Raw genomic sequence first — 24,524 nt, 5'->3', positions numbered from 1 at the left:
AGCCGGCCGTTTTGCGTGGCGCCGTGGCAGCGCCGATACTGCTTAGTCGGCAGCCAGGCGTGGCCGTTCGTTGTAGAAGGCGCCCTGCGCCGGCGCGGCGGCTTGTATGCGGCCGGAATACGCGGTCTCGGTGCCGATCCGGCCCGAGTAGGCGGTCTTGGCGGCGACCCGGCCGGAGTAGGCGGTCTGGTCGGCGACGCGGCCCGAGTAGGCGGTCTGGTCCGCTACGCGGCCGGAGTACGCTGTCGCCGTCTGGGCGGCAACGCGACCGGAGTAGGCGGTGGCGCTGGCTACACGGCCCGAATAGGCGGTCTGGTCGGCGACGCGGCCCGAGTAGGCGGTCTGGTCCGCTACGCGGCCGGAGTACGCTGTCGCCGTCTGGGCGGCAACGCGACCGGAGTAGGCGGTGGCGCTGGCTACACGGCCCGAATAGGCGGTCTGGTCGGCGACGCGGCCCGAATACGCCGTCTGGTCCGCCACGCGGCCGGAGTAGGCCGTGGCGACGCGGCCGGAATACGCCGTCGCGCTGACGTTCGGTTCGCTGACGCGGCCCGAGTAGGCCACGGCGGCGCCGATCGTCGGCTCGGCCACGCGGCCGGAATAGGCGGTGGCGGCACTGATGCGCCCCGAGTATGCGGTCTGGTCGGCCACCCGGCCCGAATAGGCGGCCTGGTCGCTCACGCGGCCGGAGTAGGCCGTCGCAGCCGGTTCCGTGCCGCGCGCGCCGATGCCGTACGGCTCACCGAAGGTCTCCTCGTACAGTTCCTTCATGCGGTCGCCGACGCGGCGATGCGCCGCTTCGTCATCCTCGCCGCGCAGGCCGATGTACGGGAAGTGGTGCAGGAAGTAGCCGAACACGGCCTCGCAATCGATGGCGTATTTCATCGTGTCGAGGATGTGGTAGTGCCAGAAGATGTCGACGTCCGTCAGCGGCGCCGTCTGCTCTTGCGGGAACATCTTCATCAGGTACAGGAAACGGCGGTATTCGAATTCGACGGCATTGACCTTCTCCAGCGACCAGCCTTCGCCGGATTCCACGTGCATCAGCTTGACCTTGATCGGTTCCAGGTCCAGGGCGGCAATGGCGTTGAAGTGTTCGGATGAAATCATGGGTGAATCCCTTCTGCGTGATAGGAACAGGAGGCGTCGGAACAGCCGGGCGGCGGACGCCGAAGACACGTTCGAGAGCTGGAACGAGTGTTGATGTAGATCAACAGCGACTAGTATAGAGCTAGTCACTCCGATTACAAGCGGCAAGTTCAATCGTGCGCGGGCAACACAATTGGCGCAGAGGGAACGCGGCGGGGAGGGTGTTGCGGCAGGGGTACAGTGTAGTCGGGTGGGCTTGCCAGGACGGCTTGAAACCCGCGTCCCAGGCACCTGAAGGCGCCTGGCAGCTGGGGTCTTGCATGCCTTGCGGATCGAAACCGGGGACAACCCCGGAGGGACAGTCCCCGGACGCTCAGGCGTCGGCGCTGGCGCTCAGGCGCGGGCGCTCGGCGTAGAAGTGCGTTGGCGCATGGGTCGGGCTGCCGGAAAATGCGGTTCGCACCGGAGAACCCGAAAACGCCGTGCGTACGGGAGCACCCGAAAACGCGACCTGTGGCGCGCCCGAGAACGCGGTGCGCACGGGCGCGCCGGAGAACGCCGTTCGAACAGGGGCGCCAGAGAACGCTTTCCGTGCCGCTTCCCTGGCCGGCGCGCCCGAGAAGGCAACGCCGGCGGCGCCGTACGGTTCGCCGAACGTGTCCTCGTACAGCTCCTTCATGCGCGCACCCACCCGCTCATGGGCCTCTTCGTCGTCCTTGCCGCGCAGGCCGATATATGGGAAGTGATGCAGGAAGTAGCCGAACACGGCCTCGCAATCGGTCGCATACTTCAGCGTGTCGAGGATGTGGTAATGCCAGAACGTATCCACGTCCTGGAGCGGCGCGGTTTGTTCATGCGGGAATTTCTTCATCAGGTAGAGGAACCGTCGGTACTCGAACTCGACGGCGTTGGCGCGCTCGAGGGTCCAGCCTTCGCCCGATTCGGCATGCATCAGCTTGACCTTGATGGGTTCCAGATCCAACTCGGCAATAACCTTGAAATCGCCTGTGTCCATGGTTGTTTCCTTTCTTGGTTGAGAACAGCGGACCGGATGATTGTCACCATCCATCGATACACCTGGTACTGCACAACGCTTGGGGGAAAACTCCTAGTGTTCAGCGAACTGCCCGATAAACGGCATCAGTGCTCCTTTGTAAGATACGGGGACGGAAACGGTAATGGTCGTGCCGCCGTCGGGCACGCTGCTGATGGCACAGGTGCCACCCAGCAGGTTGATGCGCTCCTCGATGCCGACGAGGCCGAACGAGCCGTTCTTGTTGCGGCTGGCAGCCTGCAGTCCCACGCCGTTGTCGGTAATGCTCATCTGCAGCAGCCCTTGCTGCTGGTGCAGTTCGACCTTTACCTGCGTGGCGCGGGCGTGCTGGCAGATATTGCTGAGCGACTCCTGCAGCACCCGGAAGAAGGCGGTGGCGCAGCGGTCGTCGATGTCGACGTCGCCGCCATGCTCGATCAGCTCGCAGTCGATGCCGGAGCGCTTGCGGAACTGCGCCACCTGCCACTCGACGGCGGCATTCAGGCCCAGGTCCAGCACGTTCGGCCGCAGGTCGTTGATGATGTGGCGCACGCTCTTGATCGTGTTGTCGATCTGGTTCAGCGTGTACTTGGCGCGCGCGTGCAGGTATGGATGGCGCTTGGCCGTGCGGGTGGCCAGGATGTCCGCCTCGATCCGCAGCGCCAGCAGGTTCTGGCCCAGGTCGTCGTGGATCTCGCGGGCGATGCGCTTGCGTTCCTCTTCCTTGATCTGGTCGGCATGCGCGGCCAGCCGGCGCAAGCGCTGGTGCGACAGTTGCAGCTTGGCCTGGCTGTCGCGCAGCTCGCGCGTCATCGCGTGGGCGATCTTGAGCGCCCGCTTGCGCGAGGAAGCCAGCGTATGGAACAGCGCGTAGAGCAGCAGGCAGCTGACCGAACCGGCCAGTCCGGCCAGCCATGGCAGGTAGGCGTCGAAGCGCGAGTACAGCGCGGCCTTGGGGGCGCTGAAGTAGGCGGTCCAGATGCGGCCGTTGAAGTCGATCGGCAGCATGTGCTGGAACGTGTCGGCGGGCGCGTCCACGCGGCCCGTTGCCACGCTGTCGAACAGCAGCTGCCGGGTGTCACCCAAGGTCGTGGTGCCGTCCGCCGCCCGGCGACCGACGTCGTACAGTTGCAGGCGGACGTTGGGGACAGGCATTTCGTCCAGCGCGCCCTGCAGCAGGCGCGGCACGGAGAACCCGATCCCCACCGAGCCGATGTAGGCCGCGCGCCGCTGCGCCACGGTGCCAATCGGCATGTCGCGCTGGTACACGGGCAGGCGCATTCCCAGGTCGGCCCCGGTGGGCCGCGCCAGGATGCCGATGGGCCGGCCCGACGAGGCGATCTCGCCCGTATCGCGCGAGTGCGCCAGGACGGTGGCAACGTGCGGCTTGGCCGCGATGTCGTTGCCGTACTTTTCGCCGAAGCCGGCGATGGGCTCGAGCAGCGTCAGGATCTCGTAGCTGGGCCGCCGTCCAGCCGGCAGCAGCGTGAAGTCCGGATACCCTTCCAGCCGCGCGTCGCTGTCGCGCATGGCTCGCTCGAAGCCGTCGCGCTCGCCGTCGCGCACGTGCTGGGCGAAATTGATGTTGTCGATGGCGGGGAAATTGTGGCCAAGGTCGAGGCCGCGCACGAAGCGCTGGAAACTGGTGCGCGACGTGTAATCGCTGGCCTGGAAGAAGCTGGCGGCGGCGCGTAGCACGTCCGAATACGTCTTGATGCGCGAGGCGATGCTGAACTGGGCCGTACGGGCATGGTTGCTGAAGCGTTGGCGGGCGTCCGTTTCGATCGAGCGGGCCGCGGCACCATAGAACAGCACGCCGGCGCCCAGCGACAGCAACAGGCCCGGCCACCATTGCGGGTTTGCCGGGAGTGCATGCCCGATGGGTCGAAATAATGCATGCATGATCGATATGGCCCGGTGTGTATTGTGCTGTCTTAAATATATGAACTAAAGTATAACTTCGTCAAGCCCCTTCTGACCAAATGCAACCCGAAGTTATTCATAGAACGTAACCGATACATAATCGCGACACGATAATTGTCCGGTTATCGGCAATGCTTGCATGCCGCTACCAGAATTCGCTGTAACTGACCAGCTGGGAAGACTGCCAGCTGAGCATTTCCGCAGGTGAACAGGCATTGCCGCAACCGTCCGGGGATGTGATCGCACGGCAGAGATAATGTGATCGACGTTAGTTTTTCGTAAATATCGGGTTGCCAGTAAATACGCCTTCATTCACGCATTGTCCTGAACAAGGCGAAAAAAAACCGCCGTGACGGCGGTTTTTTAATCGCATATGAATAGGCTTTATTTTGCGGCCCAGCTGTCTTTCAGCGTGACGATGCGGTTGAAGACGGGCTTGCCCGGCTGCGAATCGACGCGGTCGGCGACAAAGTAGCCGTGCCGTTCGAACTGGAAGCGCTGCTCGGCCTGCGCGTCCTTCAGCCCCGGCTCCAGGTAGGCCGTGATGACTTCCTTCGAGTGGGGGTTGAGGAACTGCTTGAAGTCCTTGCCGCCGGAGTCCGGCTGCGCGTCCGTGAACAGGCGGTCGTACAGGCGTACCTCCGCTTCCAGCGCGGCGGCCGCGCTGACCCAGGTGATGGTGCCCTTGACCTTGTAGTTGTTGGCGCCTTCCGTGCCCGATTTGCTGTCCGGGAAGTAGTTGACGTGCACGGCCGTGACCTTGCCGTTCTCGTCCTTGTCGTAGCCCGTGCATTCGGCCACGAAACCGTACTTCAGGCGCACGCGCGCACCGGGCTGGCCGTCGATCGGTGGATAGAAGCGGAAGTAGCCCTTGCTCGGCACTTCCATGAAGTCTTCCTCCTCGATCCACAGCTCGCGGGTGAACGGGAACGTACGGTTGCCCAGCTCGGGGTGGTGCGGGTGGACGGGCGAGCTGCACTCGACGCTGTCGTTGGCGTCGAAGTTGTCGACGATCAGTTTCAGCGGACGCAGCACGGCGATCGCGCGCGGCGCTTTCGGGTCGAGGTCCTCGCGCACGGCGCCTTCCAGCACGCCGTAGTCGATCCAGCCGTCGGACTTGGTCACGCCGGTGCGCTCGGCCATCAGCTGGATGCCTTCCGGCGTGAAGCCGCGGCGGCGCATGCCCACCAGGGTCGGCAGGCGCGGGTCGTCCCAGCCGTCGACGATGCCTTCCTCCACCATCTGGCGCAGCTTGCGCTTGGAGGTGACGATGTAGGTCAGGTTCAGGCGCGCGAATTCATACTGCTTCGGTACCGGTTGCTGGAAGAAGCCGCCTTGGGCCAGGGTGGCGAGCAGCCAGTCGTAGAACGGCCGGTGGTCCTGGAACTCCAGCGTGCAGATCGAGTGCGTGATGTTTTCCAGCGCGTCCGAGATCGGGTGCGTGTAGTCGTACATCGGGTAGATGCACCACTTGTCGCCCGTGCGGTGGTGATGCGCGTGGCGGATGCGGTAGATGGCCGGGTCGCGCAGGTTCATGTTGGGGGACGCCATCGCGTCCTCGCTGATCTTGGCGCGCAGGATGTGTTCGCCGTCCTTGTATTTGCCGGCCTTCATGTCGCGGAACAGCTGCAGCGATTCCTCGGCGGGGCGGTTGCGGAACGGCGAGTTGGTGCCCGGCGTATTGAAATTGCCGCGGTTGGCCGCCATCTCGTCGGCGCTCTGGCTGTCCACGTAGGCGTAGCCGGCCTTGATCAGGTACTCGGCCATGTCGTACAGCTTGTCGAAGTAATCGCTGGCGTAGTACAGGTGCGTGCCGGCGCCGACCGGGCCTTTGTGTTCCCAGTCGAAGCCCAGCCACTTGACGCTGTCGATGATGGAGTCGACGTATTCCTGTTCTTCCTTGGCCGGATTGGTGTCGTCGAAGCGCAGGTGGCAGCGGCCGTCGTAGTCGCGTGCCAGGCCGAAGTTCAGGCAGATCGATTTCGCGTGGCCGATGTGCAGGTAGCCGTTCGGCTCCGGCGGGAAGCGGGTGATGACGGACGGCAGGCCGTCGCGCCGGTGCGCGCCCGTGGCCAGGTCCTGTTCGACGATGTTGCGCAGAAAATTCGGTGCGGGAGCGGCAGTAGCGGCAGTTTTGTCGTTGCTCATGTAAAAAGGCAGAAATTAGAGTCGAATTGGGCGCATTTTACCGTACGCGCGCGCAGGCGTCGGGACGGCGCGCGCATTTATATAGGATAATTCGTCCTTCGCCCGGAGCGCGCGCACCCGTCCATGCGGCGCGCGCGCTCCCGCACCAAGACGACCCAGGAGATTTATGGACAATTTGTACAACGTGCTCGGTGTCGCGCCCAATGCCTCGGAAGAGGACATCAAGAAGGTTTACCGGTCGCTGGCCATGCGCTTCCACCCGGACCGTAATCCGGAGCCGGGCGCCGCCGCGCGCTTCCAGGCCATCGCCAAGGCTTACGAGGTGCTGTCCGACCCCGTCAAGCGCGACGAGTACAACCAGAGCCTGAACCACCGCATCATCATCGATCCGGAAAGCGAGGCGTACCAGTTGTGGCGCTCCGTGTTCGGACTGCACGGCGTGACGTTGCCGGCCGAGTGACAGAAAATTCAAGAAAGTTCGCAATGAGAAAAGTACACCCCGAGTTCGCCTACCAGTCGCGCGAGCTGGCCGCCCAGATCGACGGCATCCTGGGCGACCCGCCCGACCGCAAGAACTACAAGCTGATGCTGGACGCGCTGGTCGACGAATACGCCAACGGCGGCGGCATCGAGGACCTGAACATGATGGCGTTCGCGCTGGTCGACGTGATCCAGTTCAGCGATCCGAAGGCCATCCTGGCCGATGCCGGCGACTATGAGTACGGCGACCCGGCGCGCGTGTTCGCGGCCGCGTCCTGCCCGGAAGGCAAGCCGGCACAGATGCTGGCCGCGCTGGAAGAGAACCACCCGGACCTGGGGCGCCAGGCCATCATCACGGCGTTCCTGCACAAGCATCCGCGCCTGTGGGACGACGACGACACGTCGCTCGACCAGCTGGCCGAAGGCGACGAAGGCGACGACGATGAAGACGACAACATGGTGAGCGACGATTTCGCCCAGATGTTCGATCAGGAAGGAGAGCAGAATGGCTGATAACGACAAGAACCTCCCCGCCATCAGCAAGCAGGTGACGGAGCTGGTGCTGGCGGGCTCGCTGAGCCACGCCGAGCAGGCCTTTGCCGAGGCGGCCGAGCAGCATGGCGACCTGGCCGTGGCCGAGGTGCTGGAGACGATCCCGCCGCACGTGACGGCGCTGCACATGGCCGGCTTCGACGGCGGCAAGATGTCGCTGGCGACCCTGCTGGTGCCGCCCAAGGCCTGGGCCGACAGCCTGGCCTACATCGCCGCGACGTGGAACGAGGACATGATCGAGGACGATCCCGAGCGCATCGCCGAGTCGCTGTTCGCGCACATCCACGGCGTGGTGTTCGCCACCGACGACGAGGAGCGCCGCAACGAACTGCTGCAGGAAGCGTCGGCCACCGACTGGGGCTGCACGGCGTTCGCCACCGTGTTCTCGCTGGCGCCGAAGGAAGTGCTGGAACTGGCCGGCGAGATCATCTCGAAGGGCCAGTACATCACGGCGCAGACGGCGTCCGACAACGACATCGCGCCGCTGGCGGTGGCGCTGGCCAAGGCCAGCGAGGATGGCTGGGACCGCGCGCTGTTCGAGCTGTTCCCGGAGTTCCGCCACAGCGCGGACCTGGCGGACGCGGAATTCTCGGACGATCCGGACGAGGAACCGGCCTTCCTGCAGCGCTCCACCAAGGAACTGTTGTACCGCATGCGCAAGCAGGTGCCGAGCACCCGCAACGCCAGCGGCCGTACCGGCCGCCGCAGCCTGGGCACGGGGATCTTCAACTGATGCTGCCGGCACTCGTAGGGGAAAACCTGCCGCGCCTGACGCGCGCGATCAAGCTCCTGGTCGGCGACACACGCCCGGATGCCGCGGTGGTGCTGGCCGACGAGCTGTCCGGCATCACGGCCATGGTGGCGGAGAAATTCACCAACAACCGCACGTCCGAAGGCATCCAGAAGGCCGTCAACCTGACGGTGGGCGGCGTCTCGCTGGGCCTCGAGAACGTGCTGACGCTCGACAGCGATGCGCAGGCGCTGGACTACCTCGTCGACAACGGCGCCGAGGCCGCGTTCCAGGTGGGCTTCCGCCAGTTGCGTGACCTGGCCGCGCTGCCGGAAGATACGCTGGTGGGCGAATACGACCAGGACCCGGTGTACGCCCAGCGCCGCCTGCGCGACATCTTCTTCGACATCTGCCTGACGGACCCGAACCAGAACTGGGACGGGCCCGCGCGCTACCAGCAGCAGCTCAAGCAGCGCCAGGAAGTGCAGGGCGTGGTGCGGCTGGCCAACTGGCTGCGCCGCCACAACAGCGAAGGCCCCGTCACGGACACGGACCTGAACGCGGAAGGCGTGATCGCGCTGGCGATCATCTTCGCTGTCGAAGGGGGCGGGCGCATCGTCGCGCGCACGGGCCAGAAGGAATTCGAGCGCTTCGTCAAGTCGGTCCGCAAGAACAAGCCCGACTACGAAGAGGGCTGGACGGCGCTGGTGGCCGCGGTGCCGGCGCAGCACCATCCGGTACTGCTGCACCGCATCGACCTGTACCGCCGCACCTGCACGGTGCTGCAGCACATCCCCGGCCGCACGGCCATGAAGACGCTGTTTGCGGAGCTGGAGAATTATGCGGGGTCGGAGCTGGAAGCCGATTACGACTGATTGCCGGCGCTGACTGGCACGCCGGGGACCGGCACCGTTGTACAGGAATCCTTCCGTACAACGGTGCCGGTCCCTTATCATTTGTACCATGCAAACCAACCCCACGATTTCCCGACTGCTGTCGGACCTGATGGCGCAGGCCAGGGCGCTGCACGAGGCCTGCCCGATCGGCTACCTGCGACAGCTGGAGGAAGCCACGACGGCCAGGCAGTTTCATGACGTGGCCTCGGCCCTGTGCTATGCCGCGAACTCGAAGGAACTGCGCGATGGCGCCGAGGACGAAGTCCACTTCTGGTGCCACGAGATCTGGCTGCAATGCCGCCAGCTGCGCGAGGCGTTGACGATCAGGCTGGTGCCGGGCACGGTGCAGCAGCACGGCGCGTGGCAGCGGGCGATCGCGCGGGCTGCGGCGAGCGAGTACCAGTTCGAACGGGAGGGCATTCTCGAGGCGAACCTGCTCGACGTCGAGTTGCATGGCGCGGCGCTTCGCGTCGTCAGGCGATGGGTGCATGCCGGGCAAACCGGCGAAAGCGCCCGGTTCGACCTTGCCTTGGATCCGGTCCAGGCCGAAGCAGTGCGCGCAAGGCTTGCCACCGCCGTCGAGATGCAGGGCTGGATCGACAGCGGGCAGGCGAGGGCGATGGCGCGGACGGCCGCATGACGCCGGCATTCGCGGAATTCACCCGGCAATATCACCTGACCGGTCGCGAGAAGGCCGATGGCTACGACTGGACGGCGTTTGCCGGCCTGGCCGACGACGAAAAGCCCGTCGTCTTCGACATGCTGGAGCAGGAACTGCCGTGGGCGTCCGACTGGTTCTTCGCGCTCGATCCCGCCCGGGCCCTGGTCGTGGCACAGCGCATAGAGCCCGGGTTGCGCGGTCGCTCCGGCGCCCACTGGCTGCAGCAGCAGATCGTGCGCTACGCCGGCGACCTGCGCTACCAGCGCCATATGATGGAGGACTATCCCAACTACACGGACCGGAACCGGGCGCAGGTCATCGACTCGCTCGCGGCGACGCCTGCGAACAGGGACACCATCGCATTCTTCAAGCAGCTCGTGACAACCGAGGTGCAGCACGATGCGGTGTTCCGTGCCGGCTGGGCGTTGCTGTCCGTGCTCGGCGTCCCCGGCTCGACCGAACCCGAACGGCACGTCTACCACCGCATCCTGGATGGCTTCCGCCAGCCGGAAGCGGCCGCCAGGCTTGCCGCGCTGGCGCAGCTGGCACCCTACGAAGCGCTGTGGCACAAGCGGCAAACACTGGTCGGCGCCGTCGCGGCCGCCATCGACAACAACCCGGAGCGGCAACACTATGTTGCCGACCTGGCGGACTACGCGCCGGCTGGACGTCCTGGCAGCATCCGGTACGGCCCCCGAAGTGCTGGCGCGGCAAGCATGGACAGTTCGCCGCGAGGTCGATGTCAAGCTTCACGCCCTCATGCCGGTGCCACTGCGCGACTACATCCGCCAGCACAACCTGGCCCGGTACCTCGATCCGTACGGTCCCACTTTCGAGGGCCTGATGGTGTCCGCCGCGCGCAAGACGCCAGATGCGTGCCAGACGGTGCTGGCGCTGTCCCTGCGGCCGCCAGTGCGGGACGAGCGGTTGCTGTCGGACTTCGCCACGTGGCTGCTGCAACAGGATGCGGCCTACCTGGACGCTGCCCTGCAGCAGCTGGAGGGAACGTATGGTCGATAAGTATGTTGTCGTGCCCCAGTTCGACGGTGCCACGGAACTGTTGAGGATCGATCTGTGCAGCGGTGCCATGGAGGTCGTGGCGGCGGACACTGTGGACGTGGCCCAACTCGCATTCGGCATGTTCGAGCGCGAGACCCTGGAGCGGCCCACGCAGCCCGTTGCCTTCCTGGCGACACCGGACGGCCCGCTGCTGTTGCTGGGCAGCGTGCGATGCCGGCCGGCGCCCGGCCAGACCCTGATCCACGTCGGGTCATCGTATGTGCAGGTGCGGCACGAGGGCCGTCACCTGTTCGGCCAGCACAGGACGGCCAGGAGCGGGATCGGCCTGCACCCGTACAACAACTGCCCGGAGGATGTCGATTTCTGGCGCTGGCTGGAACGGCAGATCGACGATCCGCGGTTCTACGCGACTTATACCAGGCCGATCCGGTATCTGGGCTAAGCGGGCGCCAGGCCCTGCGCGGCCGCCTCCGCCAACGCCACGAACGCCGCCACGCGCGGATTCCCGTCCTCCCCCCGTTGCGCCAGCATCATGGTGGTGGTCGCCGCCGGATCGGCCAGCGGCCGGTAGACGACGCCTTCCATCCGGATCCGGTCGAATGAGCTGGGCAGCACCGAGATGCCGATGCCGGCCGCGACCAGCCCGATGATCGTCGAGGCCTCGCCTGCTTCCATGGCGATCTGCGGCACGAAGCCGGCCGCGCGGCACAACCGGAAGATCTGCGGATAAATCCCCGTGCCCGCATTCTTCGGATACATCACGAACGGCAGGCCTGCCAGGTCCTTGATGGCCACCGTGTCCTGTGCCGCCAGCGGCGAGTCGGCCGGCAGTACCAGGCGCAGCGGGACATGCTGCAGTGTGGTCAGCCGGATCGTGTCCGGCACCGCGACCGACACGGCGCGGACAAAGCCCAGGTCCAGTTCGCGCGCCTCCAGGGCCGCCAACTGGGGTAACGTGGCCATCTCGTGCAACGTCAGCGCGACGCCGGGAAACTGCTGGCGGTACTGGCGGATGACGGTGGCGAACAGCGGCGTGAACGGTGTCGAGAACGTGAAGCCCACGCGCAGCTCGCCCGCTTCGCCGCGCGCGGCGCGGCGGGCGGTGTCCTTGGACTGCTCGGCCAGCGCCAGCATGCGGCGCGCATCCGCCAGGAACAGCTTGCCCGCTTCCGTCAGCCGGACCCAGCGCTTGCTGCGCTCCAGCAGCAGGGCGCCCACTTCCGCCTCCAGCGCCTGGATCTGCTGGCTTAGCGGCGGCTGGCCGATGTGCAGGCGCTCGGCCGCCCGCGTAAAGCTCAGCTCTTCCGCGACGGCGACGAAATAACGCAGGTGACGCAGCTCCATGTTATCGCTTTAAAGTATTAATGACGCCTCAAATATATATTGGACTCTAATCGGGTGCAAACCTACCATGGGTCCACTGTCCCACGAGGTTTCCATGTCCCGCATCGCCGTCGGCACGCCCGATTTTAAACGCACCAACCGCGCCATGTTCTTCGGCGGCTTTTCCTGCTTCGCCCTGCTGTACTGCGTGCAGCCGCTGATGCCGCTGCTGGCGCACGAGTTCGCGCTGACGCCGGCGCAGAGCAGCCTGTCGTTGTCCATCTCGACGGGGGCGCTGGCGCTGTCGCTGCTGGTGTCCTCGGTGGTGTCGGACCGGTTCGGCCGCAAGCCCATCATGGTGGCGGCAATGGCCGTGGCGGCGCTGATGACGCTGGCCTGCGCCTTTGCCGATGGCTACGGCCAACTGCTGGCTTTGCGTGCGCTGCTGGGCCTGGCGCTGGGCGGCATGCCCGCTATTGCGATGGCCTACCTGGGCGAGGAGATCGAGCCGGCGTCGCTGGGCCTGTCGATGGGCCTGTACATCAGCGGCAGCGCATTCGGCGGCATGTTCGGCCGGCTGCTGGCATCCACACTGTCCGATTTCCTCTCCTGGCGCGTGGCGATGGCCGTCATCGGCGCGGCCGGCATGCTGGCCGCCTGCGAGTTCTGGCGCAGCCTGCCCGCTTCGCGCCATTTTCGTCCCGGTGCCGGCGGGTTGCGCGCGCTGGGTGCCGGGCTGCGCCAGCACTTTACCGACGCTGGATTGCCCTGGCTGTTCGCCCTGGCGTTCCTGCTGATGGGCTGCTTCGTCAGCGCCTACAACTTCATCGGCTTCCGGCTGCTGGGCGCGCCGTTCGGCCTACGCCAGGGCGTGGTCGGCGCCATTTCGTTCCTTTACCTGCTGGGCATTTTCAGCTCCGTCTGGGCCGGCAAGCTGGCCGACCGGCTGGGGCGGCGCGGCGTGTTGTGGCTGGTCATGTCGGTGATGGCGGCCGGCCTGCTGCTGACGCTGTCCGGCTCGCTGATCGTCATCGTGCTGGGCATGGCGCTCACCACCTTCGGCTTCTTCGCGTCGCACTCGATCACCAGCAGCTGGGTGGGGCGGCGCGCGCGGCCGCCCCAAGCGCTGGCTTCGGCACTGTACCTGTTCTTCTACTACCTGGGCTCCAGCGTCGTCGGCTGGCTGGCGGGGATCCTGTGGGCGTGGGGCGGCTGGCATGGCGTGGTCGGGCTGCTGGGGACGCTGCTGGGAGCCGCGTTGCTGATCGCGCGCCGGCTGCGGGGCCTGGCGCCGCTCGAGCCGGCGCGGGCCCTGGCGCCGGCCGGTTGACTGCGTTTGAGCGGGCGCAAACGACGGCAACGCTGACGCAACCACCGGCGTCCGCGCTCCTCCAATGTTCAGCGGCGCAAGGGGTGCCGTGCCAGATGACATCGGACAGAGGAGGAATCATGTTGCCGGAACAGGAAATCCGCAATCGTCTCAGCAGTCTGCAGCTTGCCGTGGGCCATGCGGCCCAGGCTTTGTCCGCCGAGCGCCACCTGCCGGGGGAGCTGCGCGACTATATCCAGAAGCTGGACCACCACTCGGACCGCATTGCCGAGATCCTGGCGCTGCACGACACGCGGCGCATCGCCAAGCTGATCGCGGACATGGAATTGCTGGGCGCACGGGCACGGCGCGTGTGCAGCAGCGGGTTGCCGCTGTCGGGGCAGATGAAGTCGGCCGTCAACCATATGCACAATGAGCTGATCGATTTCAAGCAGCGCATGCATTGACAGCAAGGGTCTGTCCCCTCGCGGGACTGACCCTGAAGTTTGCGGCGTTCCGACTCATTTTGCGAAACTTCAGGGTCAGTCCCTGTGCAGGGACAGACCCTTGCGGAGCGGGCGCTCGAGGCAAGCGCAGGTGCAGGTTTGGCGCAGGCGACGCCAGGGCCGCGGTCGGAGCGCCTGCGGCAGTCTTTTACAGCACCCCGGCGGCCCGCAATGCCGCGATGTCGTCGGCCGTGTGGCCCAGCAGTTCGCCCAGCACCTCGTCGGTATGCTGGCCCAAGGTGGGCGGCGCCGTGCGCACGTCGGCCGGGGAGGCGGACAGGCGCATCGGGCTGCGCACGAGCTTGGTGCTGCCCGCCGTCGGGTGAGGCACATCCACGACCATGCCGCGCGCCAGCACTTGCGGATTCTTGTAGACGTCGTCCAGGTCGTTGATAGGTCCGCACGGGACGTTGACGGCTTCCAGCAGCGCGATCCACTCGTCGCGCGTCTTGGTTGCCACCATCCCGGCCAGGATCGGCACGAGGATGTCGCGGTTCTGCACGCGCAGCGGATTGGTCGTGAAGCGCGGGTCCGTCGCCAGCTCGGGGCGCCCGCCCGCCTCGACGAACTTGACGTACTGGCCGTCGTTGCCGGTGGCGACGATGATGTGGCCGTCCGCGCAGGCGAACGTCTGGTACGGCACGATGTTCGGGTGCGCATTGCCCCAGCGCTTGGGCGCCTTGCCGCTGTTGAGGTAATTGCTGCCCATATTGGCCAGCATGGCCACCTGCACGTCCAAGAGGGCCATGTCGATGTATTGGCCCTCGCCGGTGCGGTCGCGGTGGATCAGCGCGGCCTGGATGGCGATGGTGGCGTACATGCCCGTCATCAGGTCGCACAGCGCCACGCCGGCCTTTTGCGGGCCACCGCCGGGCAGGTCGTCGCGTTCGCCCGTCACGCTCATCAGGCCGCCCATGCCCTGGATCAGGAAGTCGTAGCCGGCGCGGTGGGCGTAGGGCCCGTCCTGGCCGAAGCCCGTCACGGAACAATAGACGAGGTCCGGCTTGACGGCTTTCAGCGACGCGTAGTCGAGGCCGTAGCGCTTGAGCTGGCCCACCTTGTAGTTCTCCAGCACCACGTCGGACTGCGCGGCCAGCGCGCGGATCAGTGCCTGGCCCTGCCCGGTCGAGATGTCGACGGTGACGGAGCGCTTGCCGCGGTTCGCAGCCAGGTAGTAGGCGGCCTCGCGGGTATCGCGGCCGTCGGCGTCCTTGGCGTAGGGCGGGCCCCAGGCGCGCGTGTCATCGCCGGCGCCGGGGCGTTCGATCTTGATGACGTCGGCGCCCAGGTCCGCCAGGTTCTGCGAGCACCAGGGCCCGGCCAGCACGCGCGACAGGTCGAGCACGCGGATGTGGCCCAAGGCTTTTGGCGTGGGTGCCGGAGTGGAAGAGGTTTGCATCGATGGTCTCGTTGTTGTTCGAAGGGCCACAGCTTAGCCTATCTGTACCCCGGCATCCACTCATGCTACTGTTATGGCCATGTGGCCCTATCCGACTATGATCGCCCACCGGGGCGGCGGTACCACGGCGCCGGAAAACACGTTCGCGGCGCTGGCGGCCGGCCTGCGCCATGGCTACCATGCCGTCGAGTTCGACGTGATGCTGGCACGCGACGGTGTCGGCGTGGTCATGCACGATCCCGAGTTCGGCCGGACGGTGCCCGGGCCCGGCAGTGTGGCCGGCACGGATGCCGCCGCCATCGCGGCGCTCGATGCGGGCAGCTGGTTCGGCCCGGCGCACGCGGGTGAGCCGGTGCCCCTGTTCGTGCCGTTTGCCGAGTACTGCAAGGGCCACGATATCTGGATGAACGTGGAGATCAAGCCGGCGCCCGGCCATGACGTGGCCACCGGCCGCTGGGTGGCCGAGACCGTCCGCCAGTTGTTCCCGGACGAAAGCGACCTGGCCCGGCTGCCACTGCTGTCGTCCTTCAGCGCGGCCGCGTTGCGTGCTGCCCGCGCCGCCGCGCCGGGATTGCCGCGCGCGCTGGCGTTTGGCGCCCTGCCGCCGGACTGGGAAGGGCAGGCGCGCGAACTGGGCGTGCTGTCCGTGCACGTCGACCACAACGAGCTGACCCCCGCGCTGGCCCAGGCCGTCAAGGCGGCCGGCTTCGGCCTGTTCTGCTATACCGTCAACGATCCCGTACGCGCACGCCAGCTGCTGGGCTGGGGCGTGGATGCCCTCTGCACCGACCGGATCGACCTGCTGCCGGCCGATTTCCGCTGAGCCGTGCCCGGCGCTGCCGCCCACCGGCGGCGCATTGGTATACCGTATAATCAATCTTTTGCCAAATTCGCCTGGTTCTACCGCCAACACGACATGAAATCATCTGAAATCCGCGAGAAGTTCCTCAAATTCTTCGAGTCCAAGGGCCATACGATCGTCCGTTCCAGCCCGCTGGTACCAGGCAACGATCCGACCATGCTGCTGACGAACTCGGGCATGGTGCAGTTCAAGGACGTGTTCCTTGGCCTGGACAGCCGCCCGTATTCCCGTGCCACGTCCGTGCAGCGCTGCGTGCGCGCCGGCGGCAAGCACAACGACCTGGAAAACGTCGGCTACACGGCGCGCCACCACACGTTCTTCGAGATGCTGGGCAACTTCAGCTTCGGCGACTACTTCAAGCGCGATGCCATCGCCTACGCCTGGGAGCTGCTCACAAAAGTGTACATGCTGCCGGCCGAGAAGCTGACCGTGACGGTGTACCAGGAAGACGACGAAGCCTACGACATCTGGGCCAACGAGATCGGCGTGCCGCGCGAGCGCATCATCCGCATCGGCGACAACAAGGGCGCCCGCTATGCGTCGGACAACTTCTGGCAGATGGCCGACACGGGCCCCTGCGGTCCGTGCACGGAGATCTTCTACGACCACGGCGCCGAGATCTTCGGCGGCCCCCCCGGCTCGCCGGACGAGGATGGCGACCGCTTCATCGAGATCTGGAACCTCGTGTTCATGCAGTTCAACCGCGATGAACAAGGCAACATGACGAAGCTGCCGAAGCCGTGCGTGGATACCGGTATGGGCATGGAGCGCCTGGCCGCCGTGCTGCAGCACGTGCACAGCAACTACGAGATCGACCTGTTCCAGGCCCTGATCAAGGCCGCCGCCCGCGAAACCGGCGTGGAAGACCTGGAAAGCAAGTCGCTGCGCGTCATCGCGGACCACATCCGCGCCGCGTCGTTCCTGATCGTCGACGGCATCATCCCGAGCTCGGAAGGGCACGGCTACGTGCTGCGCCGCATCATCCGCCGCGCGCTGCGCCACGGCCACAAGCTGGGTCAAACGAAGCCGTTCTTCTACAAGCTGGCCGCTGACCTGAACACGGAAATGGGCTCGGCCTATCCGGAACTGACGGACAAGCTGGCCTATGTCCAGCAAGTGCTGAAAACGGAAGAAGAGCGCTTCGGCGAGACGCTGGAAAACGGCATGAAGATCCTGGAAGCGCAGCTGGCCAAGGATGCCCAGAAGCTGGACGGCGCCACCGCCTTCACGCTGTACGACACGTATGGCTTCCCGCTGGACCTGACGGCCGACATCTGCCGCGAGCGCGGCATCACGCTGGACGAAGCCGGCTTTGCCGAGGCGATGGAAAACCAGAAGAAGACGGCGCGCGCGGCCGGCAAGTTCAAGATGGCCGCCAACGTCGAGTACAGCGGCGCCAAGACGAACTTCGTCGGCTACGAGCAGCTGATGTTCGATTCCACCGTCATCGCGCTGTACAGCAACGGTTCGCCGGTGCAGGAACTGAAGGCGGGTGAGCAGGGCATCGTCGTGCTGGATACCACGCCGTTCTACGCCGAATCGGGCGGCCAGGTGGGCGACCAGGGCGTGATCCAGAGCACGAGCGCCAAGTTCAGCGTGGAAGACACGCTGAAGATCCAGGCGGACGTGTTCGGCCAGCACGGCGTGCTGGAGAACGGCACGCTGAAGGTGGGCGATAAAGTATCGGCGCTGGTCGACACGGACAAACGCAACCGCACGATCCGCAACCACTCCGCGACGCACCTGATGCACAAGGCGCTGCGCGAAGTGCTGGGCGGCCACGTGGCGCAGAAGGGCTCGCTGGTCGATCCGGACAAGACCCGTTTCGACTTCAGCCACAACGCGCCCGTGACGGCCGAGCAGATCGCGCAGGTCGAGGCGATCGTCAACCGCGAGATCCTGGAGAATCATCCGACCAAGGCCCAGCACATGTCGTTCGACGACGCCGTCAAGCATGGCGCGATGGCACTGTTCGGCGAGAAGTACGGCGACCAGGTGCGCGTGCTGGACATCGGCTCCTCGAAGGAGCTGTGCGGCGGCGTGCACGTCAACCGCACGGGTGACATTGGCCTGTTCAAGATCGTCTCCGAAGGCGGCGTCGCGGCCGGCATCCGCCGCATCGAAGCCGTGACGGGCGAGGGCGCGCTGGCGCTGGTGCAGGCGATGACGCGCCGCCTGAACGAAGCCGCGGCCGCGCTGAAGGCAACGCCGGAAGAGATCACGAGCCGCATCGGCCAGGTGCAGGACCAGGTCAAGTCGCTGGAGAAGGAACTGAACGCGCTGAAGTCGAAGCTGGCGTCGGGCCAGGGCGACGAGCTGGCGACCAAGGCGGTCGACGTCAAGGGCATCAAGGTGCTGGCCGCCACGATGGAAGGCGCCGACGTGGCCGCGCTGCGCGAGACGATGGACAAGCTGAAGGACAAGCTGAAGACCGCCGCCATCGTGCTGGCCAGCGTGGCCGACGGCAAGGTCAGCCTGATCGCCGGCGTCACCGCCGACTCCATCGGCAAGGTGAAGGCAGGCGAGCTGGTCAACTTCGTCGCCCAGCAGGTGGGCGGCAAGGGCGGCGGCCGTCCCGACATGGCGCAAGCCGGCGGCACCAACCCGGCCGCGCTGCCGGAAGCGCTGGCAGGCGTGGCCGGCTGGGTCGAGGGCAAGCTGTAAAGCCCGCTGCGGCGCATCGAAAGGCGGCTTCGGCCGCCTTTTTTGTTGGCCAGCGAAACCGGTGGGCCCAACGCCGCGCCCCGCCGCGGCGCACCGCAAAAAATTGGGGACAGCCTCCGATTGCCTCGTCAAAAATCGGGGACAGCCTCCAATTACGTCGTCAAACGTGACGGGACATTCGGAGGCTGTCCCCAATTTCGCCTGGGAATCGGAGGCTGTCCCCGATTTCGGCTATTCGGTCGCCAGGTCTGTCGGCTGGCGCCAGTGGGTTCAGGCGCCCAAGCCCGCTGCCGCAGCGCACCGAAAAATCGGGGACAGCCTCCAATTGCGGAAAATAGGGGACAGCCTCCAATTTCGCCGTCAAGCGCGTTGGGAAATCGGAGGCTGTCCCCGATTTCCGATTTCCCAACGCATCGCAAGGCAGCTTCGGGCGCCTTTTTTGTTAATTTCGGTCCAATTTCCGTCCCGGCGGGAAATCGGAGGCTGTCCCCAATTTCGGTCCAATTGCGTCGTGGGTTCAAGCCCGTTGGCACCGCCCCGCTGCGGCGGCGCATCGCAAAAAAATTGGGACTGCTTCGGAGGCTGTCCCCAATTTTCGGAGTGCCTCTGCGGCGCATCGGAAGGCCGCTTCGGGCGCCTTTTTTGTTGGCCGACGCAACCCCTGGTGTCAGGCACCTGTCCCGGGGCGGTAACGCCCTGAGACAGGTGCTTGACACCGGTGGGTCGCGCGCCGTCGGCACCACCCCGGTGCGGCGGCGCACCGCGATGACGCAGTGCGTCAGCGGCCGTTTTTGGTCTATACTCCGCACCTTGCGCGTCAGATCGGGGTGTCGTTGTCTTACTTGATACTGGCGTTGCAACTTTGCAACGACTAATGAACAATTTTGGTGCAGTGCGTCACGGCGGGTTTTTTGGAGTAGACTGTGCCGACACTGCACACAAATTGGCGGGAATCTGATGAGCGAAACTTTACTCGAAACTGAAATCATGGAATTTCACAAGGAACTCGATGCGCGCGGCCTGAACTGCCCGCTGCCGATCCTGAAGGCGAAGAAGGCCCTGGCCGAGCTCGAAAGCGGACAGGTGCTGCGCATCATGGCAACCGATCCAGGTTCCGTGCGCGACTTCCAGGCCTTCGCCAAGCAGACGGGCAACCCGCTGCTGTCGCATGTCCAGCACGGCGCGGAATTCACGTTCCTGATGCAACGCAAATAAGGCGGCATGGACCGGGCTGGTGCTTGCGGGCACGGTCGGTCCGACATCCCGGGGTGGGGCGGATCGGTGCGGACCGCCGCTGCATCGACAACGCAGTTTCTCCCCCAGCAGCAGGTAAAATCAAGGACAGTTCCCGTGCAGGACTGTCCTTTGTCGTTTTAGAGCGCTACCACTAACAAAAAATCGCACGATCGTGCTTTAATTCTGTACCAGGCTAGAAATACTCATATAATCTAGCCCACATTTTCACTACCACTATCACTTTTCCAAAGGCATCCCATGAAAGTCCTGGTACCTGTCAAACGCGTGGTCGACTACAACGTCAAGGTGCGCGTCAAGTCCGACGGCACTGGCGTCGATATCGCCAACGTCAAAATGTCGATGAATCCGTTCGACGAGATCGCAATGGAAGAAGCGACCCGCCTGAAGGAAGCCGGCAAGGTGACCGAAGTGGTGGCCGTGTCCTGCGGCGTGACGCAGTGCCAGGAAACCCTGCGCACCGGCATGGCGATCGGTGCCGACCGCGGCATCCTGGTGGAAACCAGCGCCGACCTGGAGCCGCTGGCTGTCGCCAAGCTGCTGAAGGCCCTGGCCGACAAGGAACAGCCACAGCTGATCATCCTGGGCAAGCAGGCCATCGACGACGACTCCAACCAGACCGGCCAGATGCTGGCGGCGCTGCTGGGTTGGCCGCAGGCGACGTTCGCGTCGAAAGTGGTGCTGGAAGACGGCAAGGCAACCGTGACCCGCGAAGTGGACGGCGGCCTGGAGACGGTGGCCTTGAGCCTGCCGGCCATCGTCACGACCGACCTGCGCCTGAACGAGCCGCGCTACGTGACGCTGCCGAACATCATGAAGGCGAAGAAGAAGCCGCTGGAAACCGTCAAGCCGGAAGACCTGGGCGTGGACGTGGCGCCGCGCCTGAAGACGCTGAAAGTCGTCGAGCCGGCCAAGCGCTCCGCCGGCATCAAGGTACCGGACGTCGCAACGCTGGTGGCGAAGCTGCGCACCGAAGCCAAGGTCATCTAAGGCCAGCCCTTAACGCATACATTTACCCCAGGGGCAAACCCTGGGGTCGGACCCGCCGGGTCCGACCCCGGCCGCTGCTCCTGGGGGTAACAGACAAGGATAGAAATCATGGTCGCACTCGTCATCGCAGAACACGACAACGCCAGCCTGAAAGGCAGCACCCACCACACCGTCACCGCGGCTGCGCAAGCCGGCGGTGAAGTCCACGTCCTCGTCGCCGGCGCCAACGCCGGTGCCGCGGCGGAGCAGGCCGCGCAGATCGCCGGCGTCACCAAGGTGCTGGTCGCCGACGCGCCGCACTTCGCCGACGGCCTGGCCGAGAACGTCGCCGAGCAGATCCTTGCGATCGCCGGTTCGTACTCCCACATCCTGGCGCCGGCCACCGCCTACGGCAAGAACATCCTGCCACGCGTGGCCGCCAAGCTGGACGTCGCCCAGATCTCCGAGATCACCAAGGTCGATTCGCCCGACACGTTCGAGCGCCCGATCTACGCCGGTAACGCCATCGCCACCGTGCAGTCGGCCGACAAGGTCAAAGTCATCACCGTCCGTACCACCGGCTTCGACGCTGCTGCCGCCACCGGCGGCTCGGCTGCCGTCGAAACCGTCACGGCAGTCGGCGACGTCGGCAAGTCGTCGTTCGTCGGCCGCGAGCTGGCCAAGTCGGACCGTCCGGAACTGACCGCCGCCAAGATCATCGTCTCGGGCGGCCGCGGGATCGGCTCGGCCGACAACTTCAAGCTGCTGGAACCCCTGGCCGACAAGCTGGGCGCGGCCATGGGCGCCTCGCGCGCCGCCGTGGACGCGGGCTTCGTGCCGAACGACTGGCAGGTCGGCCAGACCGGCAAGATCGTCGCGCCATCGCTGTACATCGCCGTCGGCATCTCCGGCGCGATCCAGCACCTGGCCGGCATGAAGGATTCGAAGACGATCGTCGCCATCAACAAGGACCCGGAAGCGCCGATCTTCTCCGTGGCCGACTACGGCATCGTGGGCGACCTGTTCGAGATCGTGCCGCAACTGGTCAAGGAACTGGGCTGATCGCAGGACCGCGGGACTGAACTATCGAGCCACGCTGGCCAGGCATGTGACGCCGGCCACCGTGGCTTTTTTCTTGGAGAGACAAAGATGAGCTACACCGCCCCACTGAAGGACATGCTGTTCGTGATGAACGAACTGGCCAACCTGCAAGCCGTCAGCGCGCTGCCTGGCTGCGAGGACGCGACCGCGGAAACCGCCGAAGCGGTGCTGGAAGAGAACGCGAAATTCGTCAGCGGCGTGATCGCCCCGCTGAACCATCCGGGCGACAAGGAGCCGAGCTTCTGGCATGACGGCCAGGTCACCACGAGCAAGGGCTTCAAGGAAGCCTTCCGCCAGTTCGCCGAGGCGGGCTGGCAGGGCCTGCAGCACCCGCAGGAATTCGGCGGACAGGGCCTGCCGAAGCTGGTGGGCACGCCGTGCGTGGAGATGCTGCAGGGCGCGAACATGTCGTACGGCCTGGTCGCACTGCTGTCGGACGGTGCCATCGAAGCGCTGCTGACGGCCGGCAGCGACGAGCAGAAGGCGACCTACCTGGAGCCGCTGGTCACCGGCAAGTGGACCGGCACGATGAACCTGACGGAACCGCAGGCCGGCTCCGACCTGGCCGCCGTGCGCACGCGCGCCGTGCCACAGGGCGACGGCACGTACAAGATCTTCGGCACCAAGATCTTCATCACGTGGGGCGAGCATGACATGACGGAGAACATCGTCCACCTGGTGCTGGCGCGCACGCCGGACGCGCCCCCGGGCGTGAAGGGCATCTCGCTGTTCATCGTGCCGAAGTTCATGGTCAATGCCGACGGCACGCTGGGCGCGCGCAACGACGCGCACTGCGTGTCGATCGAGCACAAGCTGGGCATCAAGGCCAGCCCGACGGCCGTGCTGCAGTTCGGCGACAACGGCGGCGCCATCGGCACGCTGGTGGGCGAGGAGAACCGCGGCCTGGAATACATGTTCATCATGATGAACGCGGCCCGCTTCGGCGTCGGCATCCAGGGTATCGGCCTGGCCGAACGCGCCTACCAGCAGGCGGTCACATTCGCCAAGGACCGCGTGCAGTCGCGCGACCTGGCCGGGTCGAGCGGCCCGGTCTCGATCATCCACCATCCGGACGTGCGCCGCATGCTGATGTCGATGCGCGCCCAGACGGAGGCGGCGCGCGCGCTGGCCTACGTGGGCGCGGGCTATTCCGACATCGCCCACTACCATGCGGACGCCGACGAGCGCGCCGCCCACATGGCCATCTACGAATACCTGGTCCCCATCATCAAGGGCTGGTCGACGGAGATGAGCGAGAACGTCACGCGCGACGGCGTGCAGGTGCACGGCGGCATGGGCTTCATCGAGGAGACGGGCGCCGCCCAGCACTACCGCGACGCCAAGATCCTGCCGATCTACGAAGGCACGACGGCGATCCAGGCCAACGACCTGGTGGGCCGCAAGACGGTGCGCGACGGCGGCAAGGTGGCGCAGCACCTGATCGCGCAGGTGCGCGCGACGGCCACGCAGCTGGGCGAGCTGGAAGGCGAGCACTTCGGCGCGATCCGCACGCAGCTGGAAAAGGGCGCGGCCGACCTGGAGGCGGTCGTCGCGTTCGTGCTGGCCAACGTCAAGAGCGACGTCAAGGCGGTGTTCGCGGGCAGCGTCCTGTACCTGAAGCTGGCCGGCGTCGTGCTGGGCGGCTGGCAGATGGGACGTGCCGCCATCGCGGCGCACAAGAAGCTGGCCGACGGCGCGGGCGACGCTTCGTTCTACCAGGCCAAGATCGTGACGGCGCGCTTCTTCGCCGACCACATCCTGACCCAGTCGGCGGGCCTGAAGAGCGCCATCGTCGACGGCCACGCCGGCGTGCTGGCACTGGCCGAAGACCAGTTCTGACGAGCACCGTGATGTAAGGGGAGGGCGGGACGATGCGGACGACGATCCTGTTGTTGGCGGTTCTGCTCTCTCCTGTCGCCTGCGCCGAGCCGGGCATCGTCTACCTGCACCGGCCCTGGGTGCACCCGGACGTCACGGAAGAAAAACGGCAGGAAATGCTGCGCCGGGGCGCTGATGACGCGCGCCGGGCCGTCGCTTCCGGCCGCATGTACTGGTTCGACTCTCGGCCGACGCTGATCGACAACAGCGGCGGCATCAGCGATGGGGTGCGGGCCGAGGTGCTGGCACGCTACGGTATCAGGGAATGGTGGCTGACGTGCCCCTCGCCGGGATTCCCCATGGAATACCAGCAGGCCTACAACAAGGTGGTCGATGCCTGGCTGCGCCAGCGTTACGGCCCCCGCTTCTGGCAACGCATCGAGCGCGAAGTAAAGGCCGCCGTGCGGCAGGAGCGCCGCCGCACGCCGCCGCGTTTTCGTCCCGATCCCCCACCACAGTTCTTCATTTGCTAGGAGCGCCGAGCCGCCGCGTCGCGCTTCGGCTGCACAATTGTCGGAAAACTGTCAGCGTGTTCAGCGCATTTGTAAGGGGGCGCTCACACAGGCCGCAGGGAGGAGTACGCTCACTCATGTGGTCACGGGAGCGTTGAAGGGAGCCTCGCCCGAGGCATCGTCTTCTTGCCTTTACCCCGCCGGCAAGTCTCTACCGGCGGGGCTTTTTTGCGTGGACTTCGGCGACATCGGCCGCTGCCGGGCCAACGCCTGAC

General features: G+C 65.8%; 22 protein-coding genes. 16 read left to right on the top strand and 6 right to left on the bottom strand.

Going from position 1 to position 24,524, the window contains the following annotated elements; translation table 11 throughout:
- Positions 1-42 precede the first annotated feature (42 nt).
- The 4 genes from PX653_RS14260 to PX653_RS14245 form a co-directional block, all read right to left on the bottom strand.
- Positions 43-1,110 carry a glycine-rich domain-containing protein gene (locus PX653_RS14260; RefSeq protein ID WP_277413440.1) on the bottom strand — a complete coding sequence of 356 codons (1,068 nt, stop codon included), beginning with the start codon at positions 1,108-1,110 and terminating at the stop codon, positions 43-45.
- 352 nt (positions 1,111-1,462) lie between these two features.
- Positions 1,463-2,104 carry a glycine-rich domain-containing protein gene (locus tag PX653_RS14255; RefSeq protein WP_277413439.1) on the bottom strand — a complete coding sequence of 214 codons (642 nt, stop codon included), beginning with the start codon at positions 2,102-2,104 and terminating at the stop codon, positions 1,463-1,465.
- 93 nt (positions 2,105-2,197) lie between these two features.
- Complete coding sequence (locus PX653_RS14250; protein ID WP_277413438.1) at positions 2,198-4,024, bottom strand: sensor histidine kinase; 1,827 nt, start codon at positions 4,022-4,024, stop codon at positions 2,198-2,200.
- 405 nt (positions 4,025-4,429) lie between these two features.
- A complete protein-coding gene (locus tag PX653_RS14245) occupies positions 4,430-6,193 on the bottom strand; it encodes a glutamine--tRNA ligase/YqeY domain fusion protein (protein ID WP_277413437.1) in 1,764 nt (587 codons plus the stop codon).
- Positions 6,194-6,359: 166 nt separating this feature from the next.
- Between PX653_RS14245 and PX653_RS14240 the strand changes: the two genes are divergently transcribed.
- The 7 genes from PX653_RS14240 to PX653_RS14210 all read left to right on the top strand — a co-directional run bounded on the left by PX653_RS14240 (position 6,360) and on the right by PX653_RS14210 (position 10,974).
- Positions 6,360-6,653: a DnaJ domain-containing protein gene (locus tag PX653_RS14240; protein WP_277413436.1), complete on the top strand. Its 294-nt coding sequence runs from the start codon at positions 6,360-6,362 to the stop codon at positions 6,651-6,653.
- A gap of 23 nt (positions 6,654-6,676) precedes the next feature.
- Complete coding sequence (locus PX653_RS14235) at positions 6,677-7,186, top strand: hypothetical protein (RefSeq protein ID WP_277413435.1); 510 nt, start codon at positions 6,677-6,679, stop codon at positions 7,184-7,186.
- Positions 7,179-7,958 carry a hypothetical protein gene (locus PX653_RS14230; RefSeq protein WP_277413434.1) on the top strand — a complete coding sequence of 260 codons (780 nt, stop codon included), beginning with the start codon at positions 7,179-7,181 and terminating at the stop codon, positions 7,956-7,958. The genes PX653_RS14235 and PX653_RS14230 overlap by 8 nt, the downstream gene beginning before the upstream one ends.
- A complete protein-coding gene (locus PX653_RS14225; RefSeq protein ID WP_277413433.1) occupies positions 7,958-8,830 on the top strand; it encodes a hypothetical protein in 873 nt (290 codons plus the stop codon). The genes PX653_RS14230 and PX653_RS14225 overlap by 1 nt, the downstream gene beginning before the upstream one ends.
- Before the next feature lie 88 nt (positions 8,831-8,918).
- Positions 8,919-9,491 carry a hypothetical protein gene (locus tag PX653_RS14220; protein ID WP_277413432.1) on the top strand — a complete coding sequence of 191 codons (573 nt, stop codon included), beginning with the start codon at positions 8,919-8,921 and terminating at the stop codon, positions 9,489-9,491.
- On the top strand, positions 9,488-10,576 hold the full coding sequence (locus tag PX653_RS14215) for a hypothetical protein (RefSeq protein ID WP_277413431.1): 1,089 nt from the start codon (positions 9,488-9,490) through the stop codon (positions 10,574-10,576). Before PX653_RS14220 ends, PX653_RS14215 begins: the two co-directional genes overlap by 4 nt.
- On the top strand, positions 10,522-10,974 hold the full coding sequence (locus PX653_RS14210) for a hypothetical protein (RefSeq protein WP_277413430.1): 453 nt from the start codon (positions 10,522-10,524) through the stop codon (positions 10,972-10,974). The genes PX653_RS14215 and PX653_RS14210 overlap by 55 nt, the downstream gene beginning before the upstream one ends.
- On the opposite strand, the gene PX653_RS14205 is transcribed toward PX653_RS14210, so the two are convergent.
- A complete protein-coding gene (locus tag PX653_RS14205; RefSeq protein ID WP_277413429.1) occupies positions 10,971-11,876 on the bottom strand; it encodes a LysR substrate-binding domain-containing protein in 906 nt (301 codons plus the stop codon). The genes PX653_RS14210 and PX653_RS14205 overlap by 4 nt on opposite strands.
- 94 nt (positions 11,877-11,970) lie before the next feature.
- Between PX653_RS14205 and PX653_RS14200 the strand changes: the two genes are divergently transcribed.
- Both PX653_RS14200 and PX653_RS14195 read left to right on the top strand, forming a co-directional pair.
- Positions 11,971-13,185: an MFS transporter gene (locus PX653_RS14200; RefSeq protein WP_277413428.1), complete on the top strand. Its 1,215-nt coding sequence runs from the start codon at positions 11,971-11,973 to the stop codon at positions 13,183-13,185.
- 119 nt (positions 13,186-13,304) lie between these two features.
- Positions 13,305-13,631, top strand: a complete 327-nt coding sequence (locus tag PX653_RS14195; RefSeq protein ID WP_277413427.1) for a hypothetical protein — start codon at positions 13,305-13,307, stop codon at positions 13,629-13,631.
- A 187-nt stretch (positions 13,632-13,818) separates the two neighbouring features.
- Here the strand turns inward: PX653_RS14195 and PX653_RS14190 are convergent, their stop codons facing one another.
- Complete coding sequence (locus PX653_RS14190; RefSeq protein ID WP_277413426.1) at positions 13,819-15,069, bottom strand: CaiB/BaiF CoA transferase family protein; 1,251 nt, start codon at positions 15,067-15,069, stop codon at positions 13,819-13,821.
- Positions 15,070-15,148: 79 nt separating this feature from the next.
- On the opposite strand from PX653_RS14190, the gene ugpQ reads away from it, so the two are divergent.
- From ugpQ to PX653_RS14155, 7 genes are all read left to right on the top strand, one after another.
- The gene (ugpQ, locus tag PX653_RS14185; RefSeq protein ID WP_277413425.1) at positions 15,149-15,892 is read left to right on the top strand and encodes a glycerophosphodiester phosphodiesterase; all 744 of its coding nucleotides are present in this window, start codon (positions 15,149-15,151) and stop codon (positions 15,890-15,892) included.
- 93 nt (positions 15,893-15,985) lie between these two features.
- Entirely contained in the window at positions 15,986-18,595 is a 2,610-nt protein-coding gene (gene alaS, locus PX653_RS14180; RefSeq protein WP_277413424.1) for an alanine--tRNA ligase, read from the top strand.
- A gap of 987 nt (positions 18,596-19,582) precedes the next feature.
- Positions 19,583-19,810 carry a sulfurtransferase TusA family protein gene (locus tag PX653_RS14175; protein ID WP_107141178.1) on the top strand — a complete coding sequence of 76 codons (228 nt, stop codon included), beginning with the start codon at positions 19,583-19,585 and terminating at the stop codon, positions 19,808-19,810.
- A 279-nt stretch (positions 19,811-20,089) separates the two neighbouring features.
- Complete coding sequence (locus PX653_RS14170; RefSeq protein ID WP_277413423.1) at positions 20,090-20,839, top strand: electron transfer flavoprotein subunit beta/FixA family protein; 750 nt, start codon at positions 20,090-20,092, stop codon at positions 20,837-20,839.
- Between the two features lie 108 nt (positions 20,840-20,947).
- Positions 20,948-21,880 carry an electron transfer flavoprotein subunit alpha/FixB family protein gene (locus tag PX653_RS14165; protein ID WP_277413422.1) on the top strand — a complete coding sequence of 311 codons (933 nt, stop codon included), beginning with the start codon at positions 20,948-20,950 and terminating at the stop codon, positions 21,878-21,880.
- An 87-nt stretch (positions 21,881-21,967) separates the two neighbouring features.
- Positions 21,968-23,758: an acyl-CoA dehydrogenase gene (locus PX653_RS14160; protein ID WP_277418487.1), complete on the top strand. Its 1,791-nt coding sequence runs from the start codon at positions 21,968-21,970 to the stop codon at positions 23,756-23,758.
- Between the two features lie 32 nt (positions 23,759-23,790).
- On the top strand, positions 23,791-24,270 hold the full coding sequence (locus PX653_RS14155; protein ID WP_277418486.1) for a hypothetical protein: 480 nt from the start codon (positions 23,791-23,793) through the stop codon (positions 24,268-24,270).
- Positions 24,271-24,524: the final 254 nt, after the last annotated feature.

Origin of the sequence: Pseudoduganella chitinolytica (assembly GCF_029028125.1) — a bacterium.
In the GTDB taxonomy this organism is placed as follows: domain Bacteria; phylum Pseudomonadota; class Gammaproteobacteria; order Burkholderiales; family Burkholderiaceae_D; genus Rugamonas; species Rugamonas chitinolytica.
The sequence above is the reverse complement of the archived record's forward strand: the minus strand, read 5'-3'. Positions and strand labels throughout refer to the sequence as shown.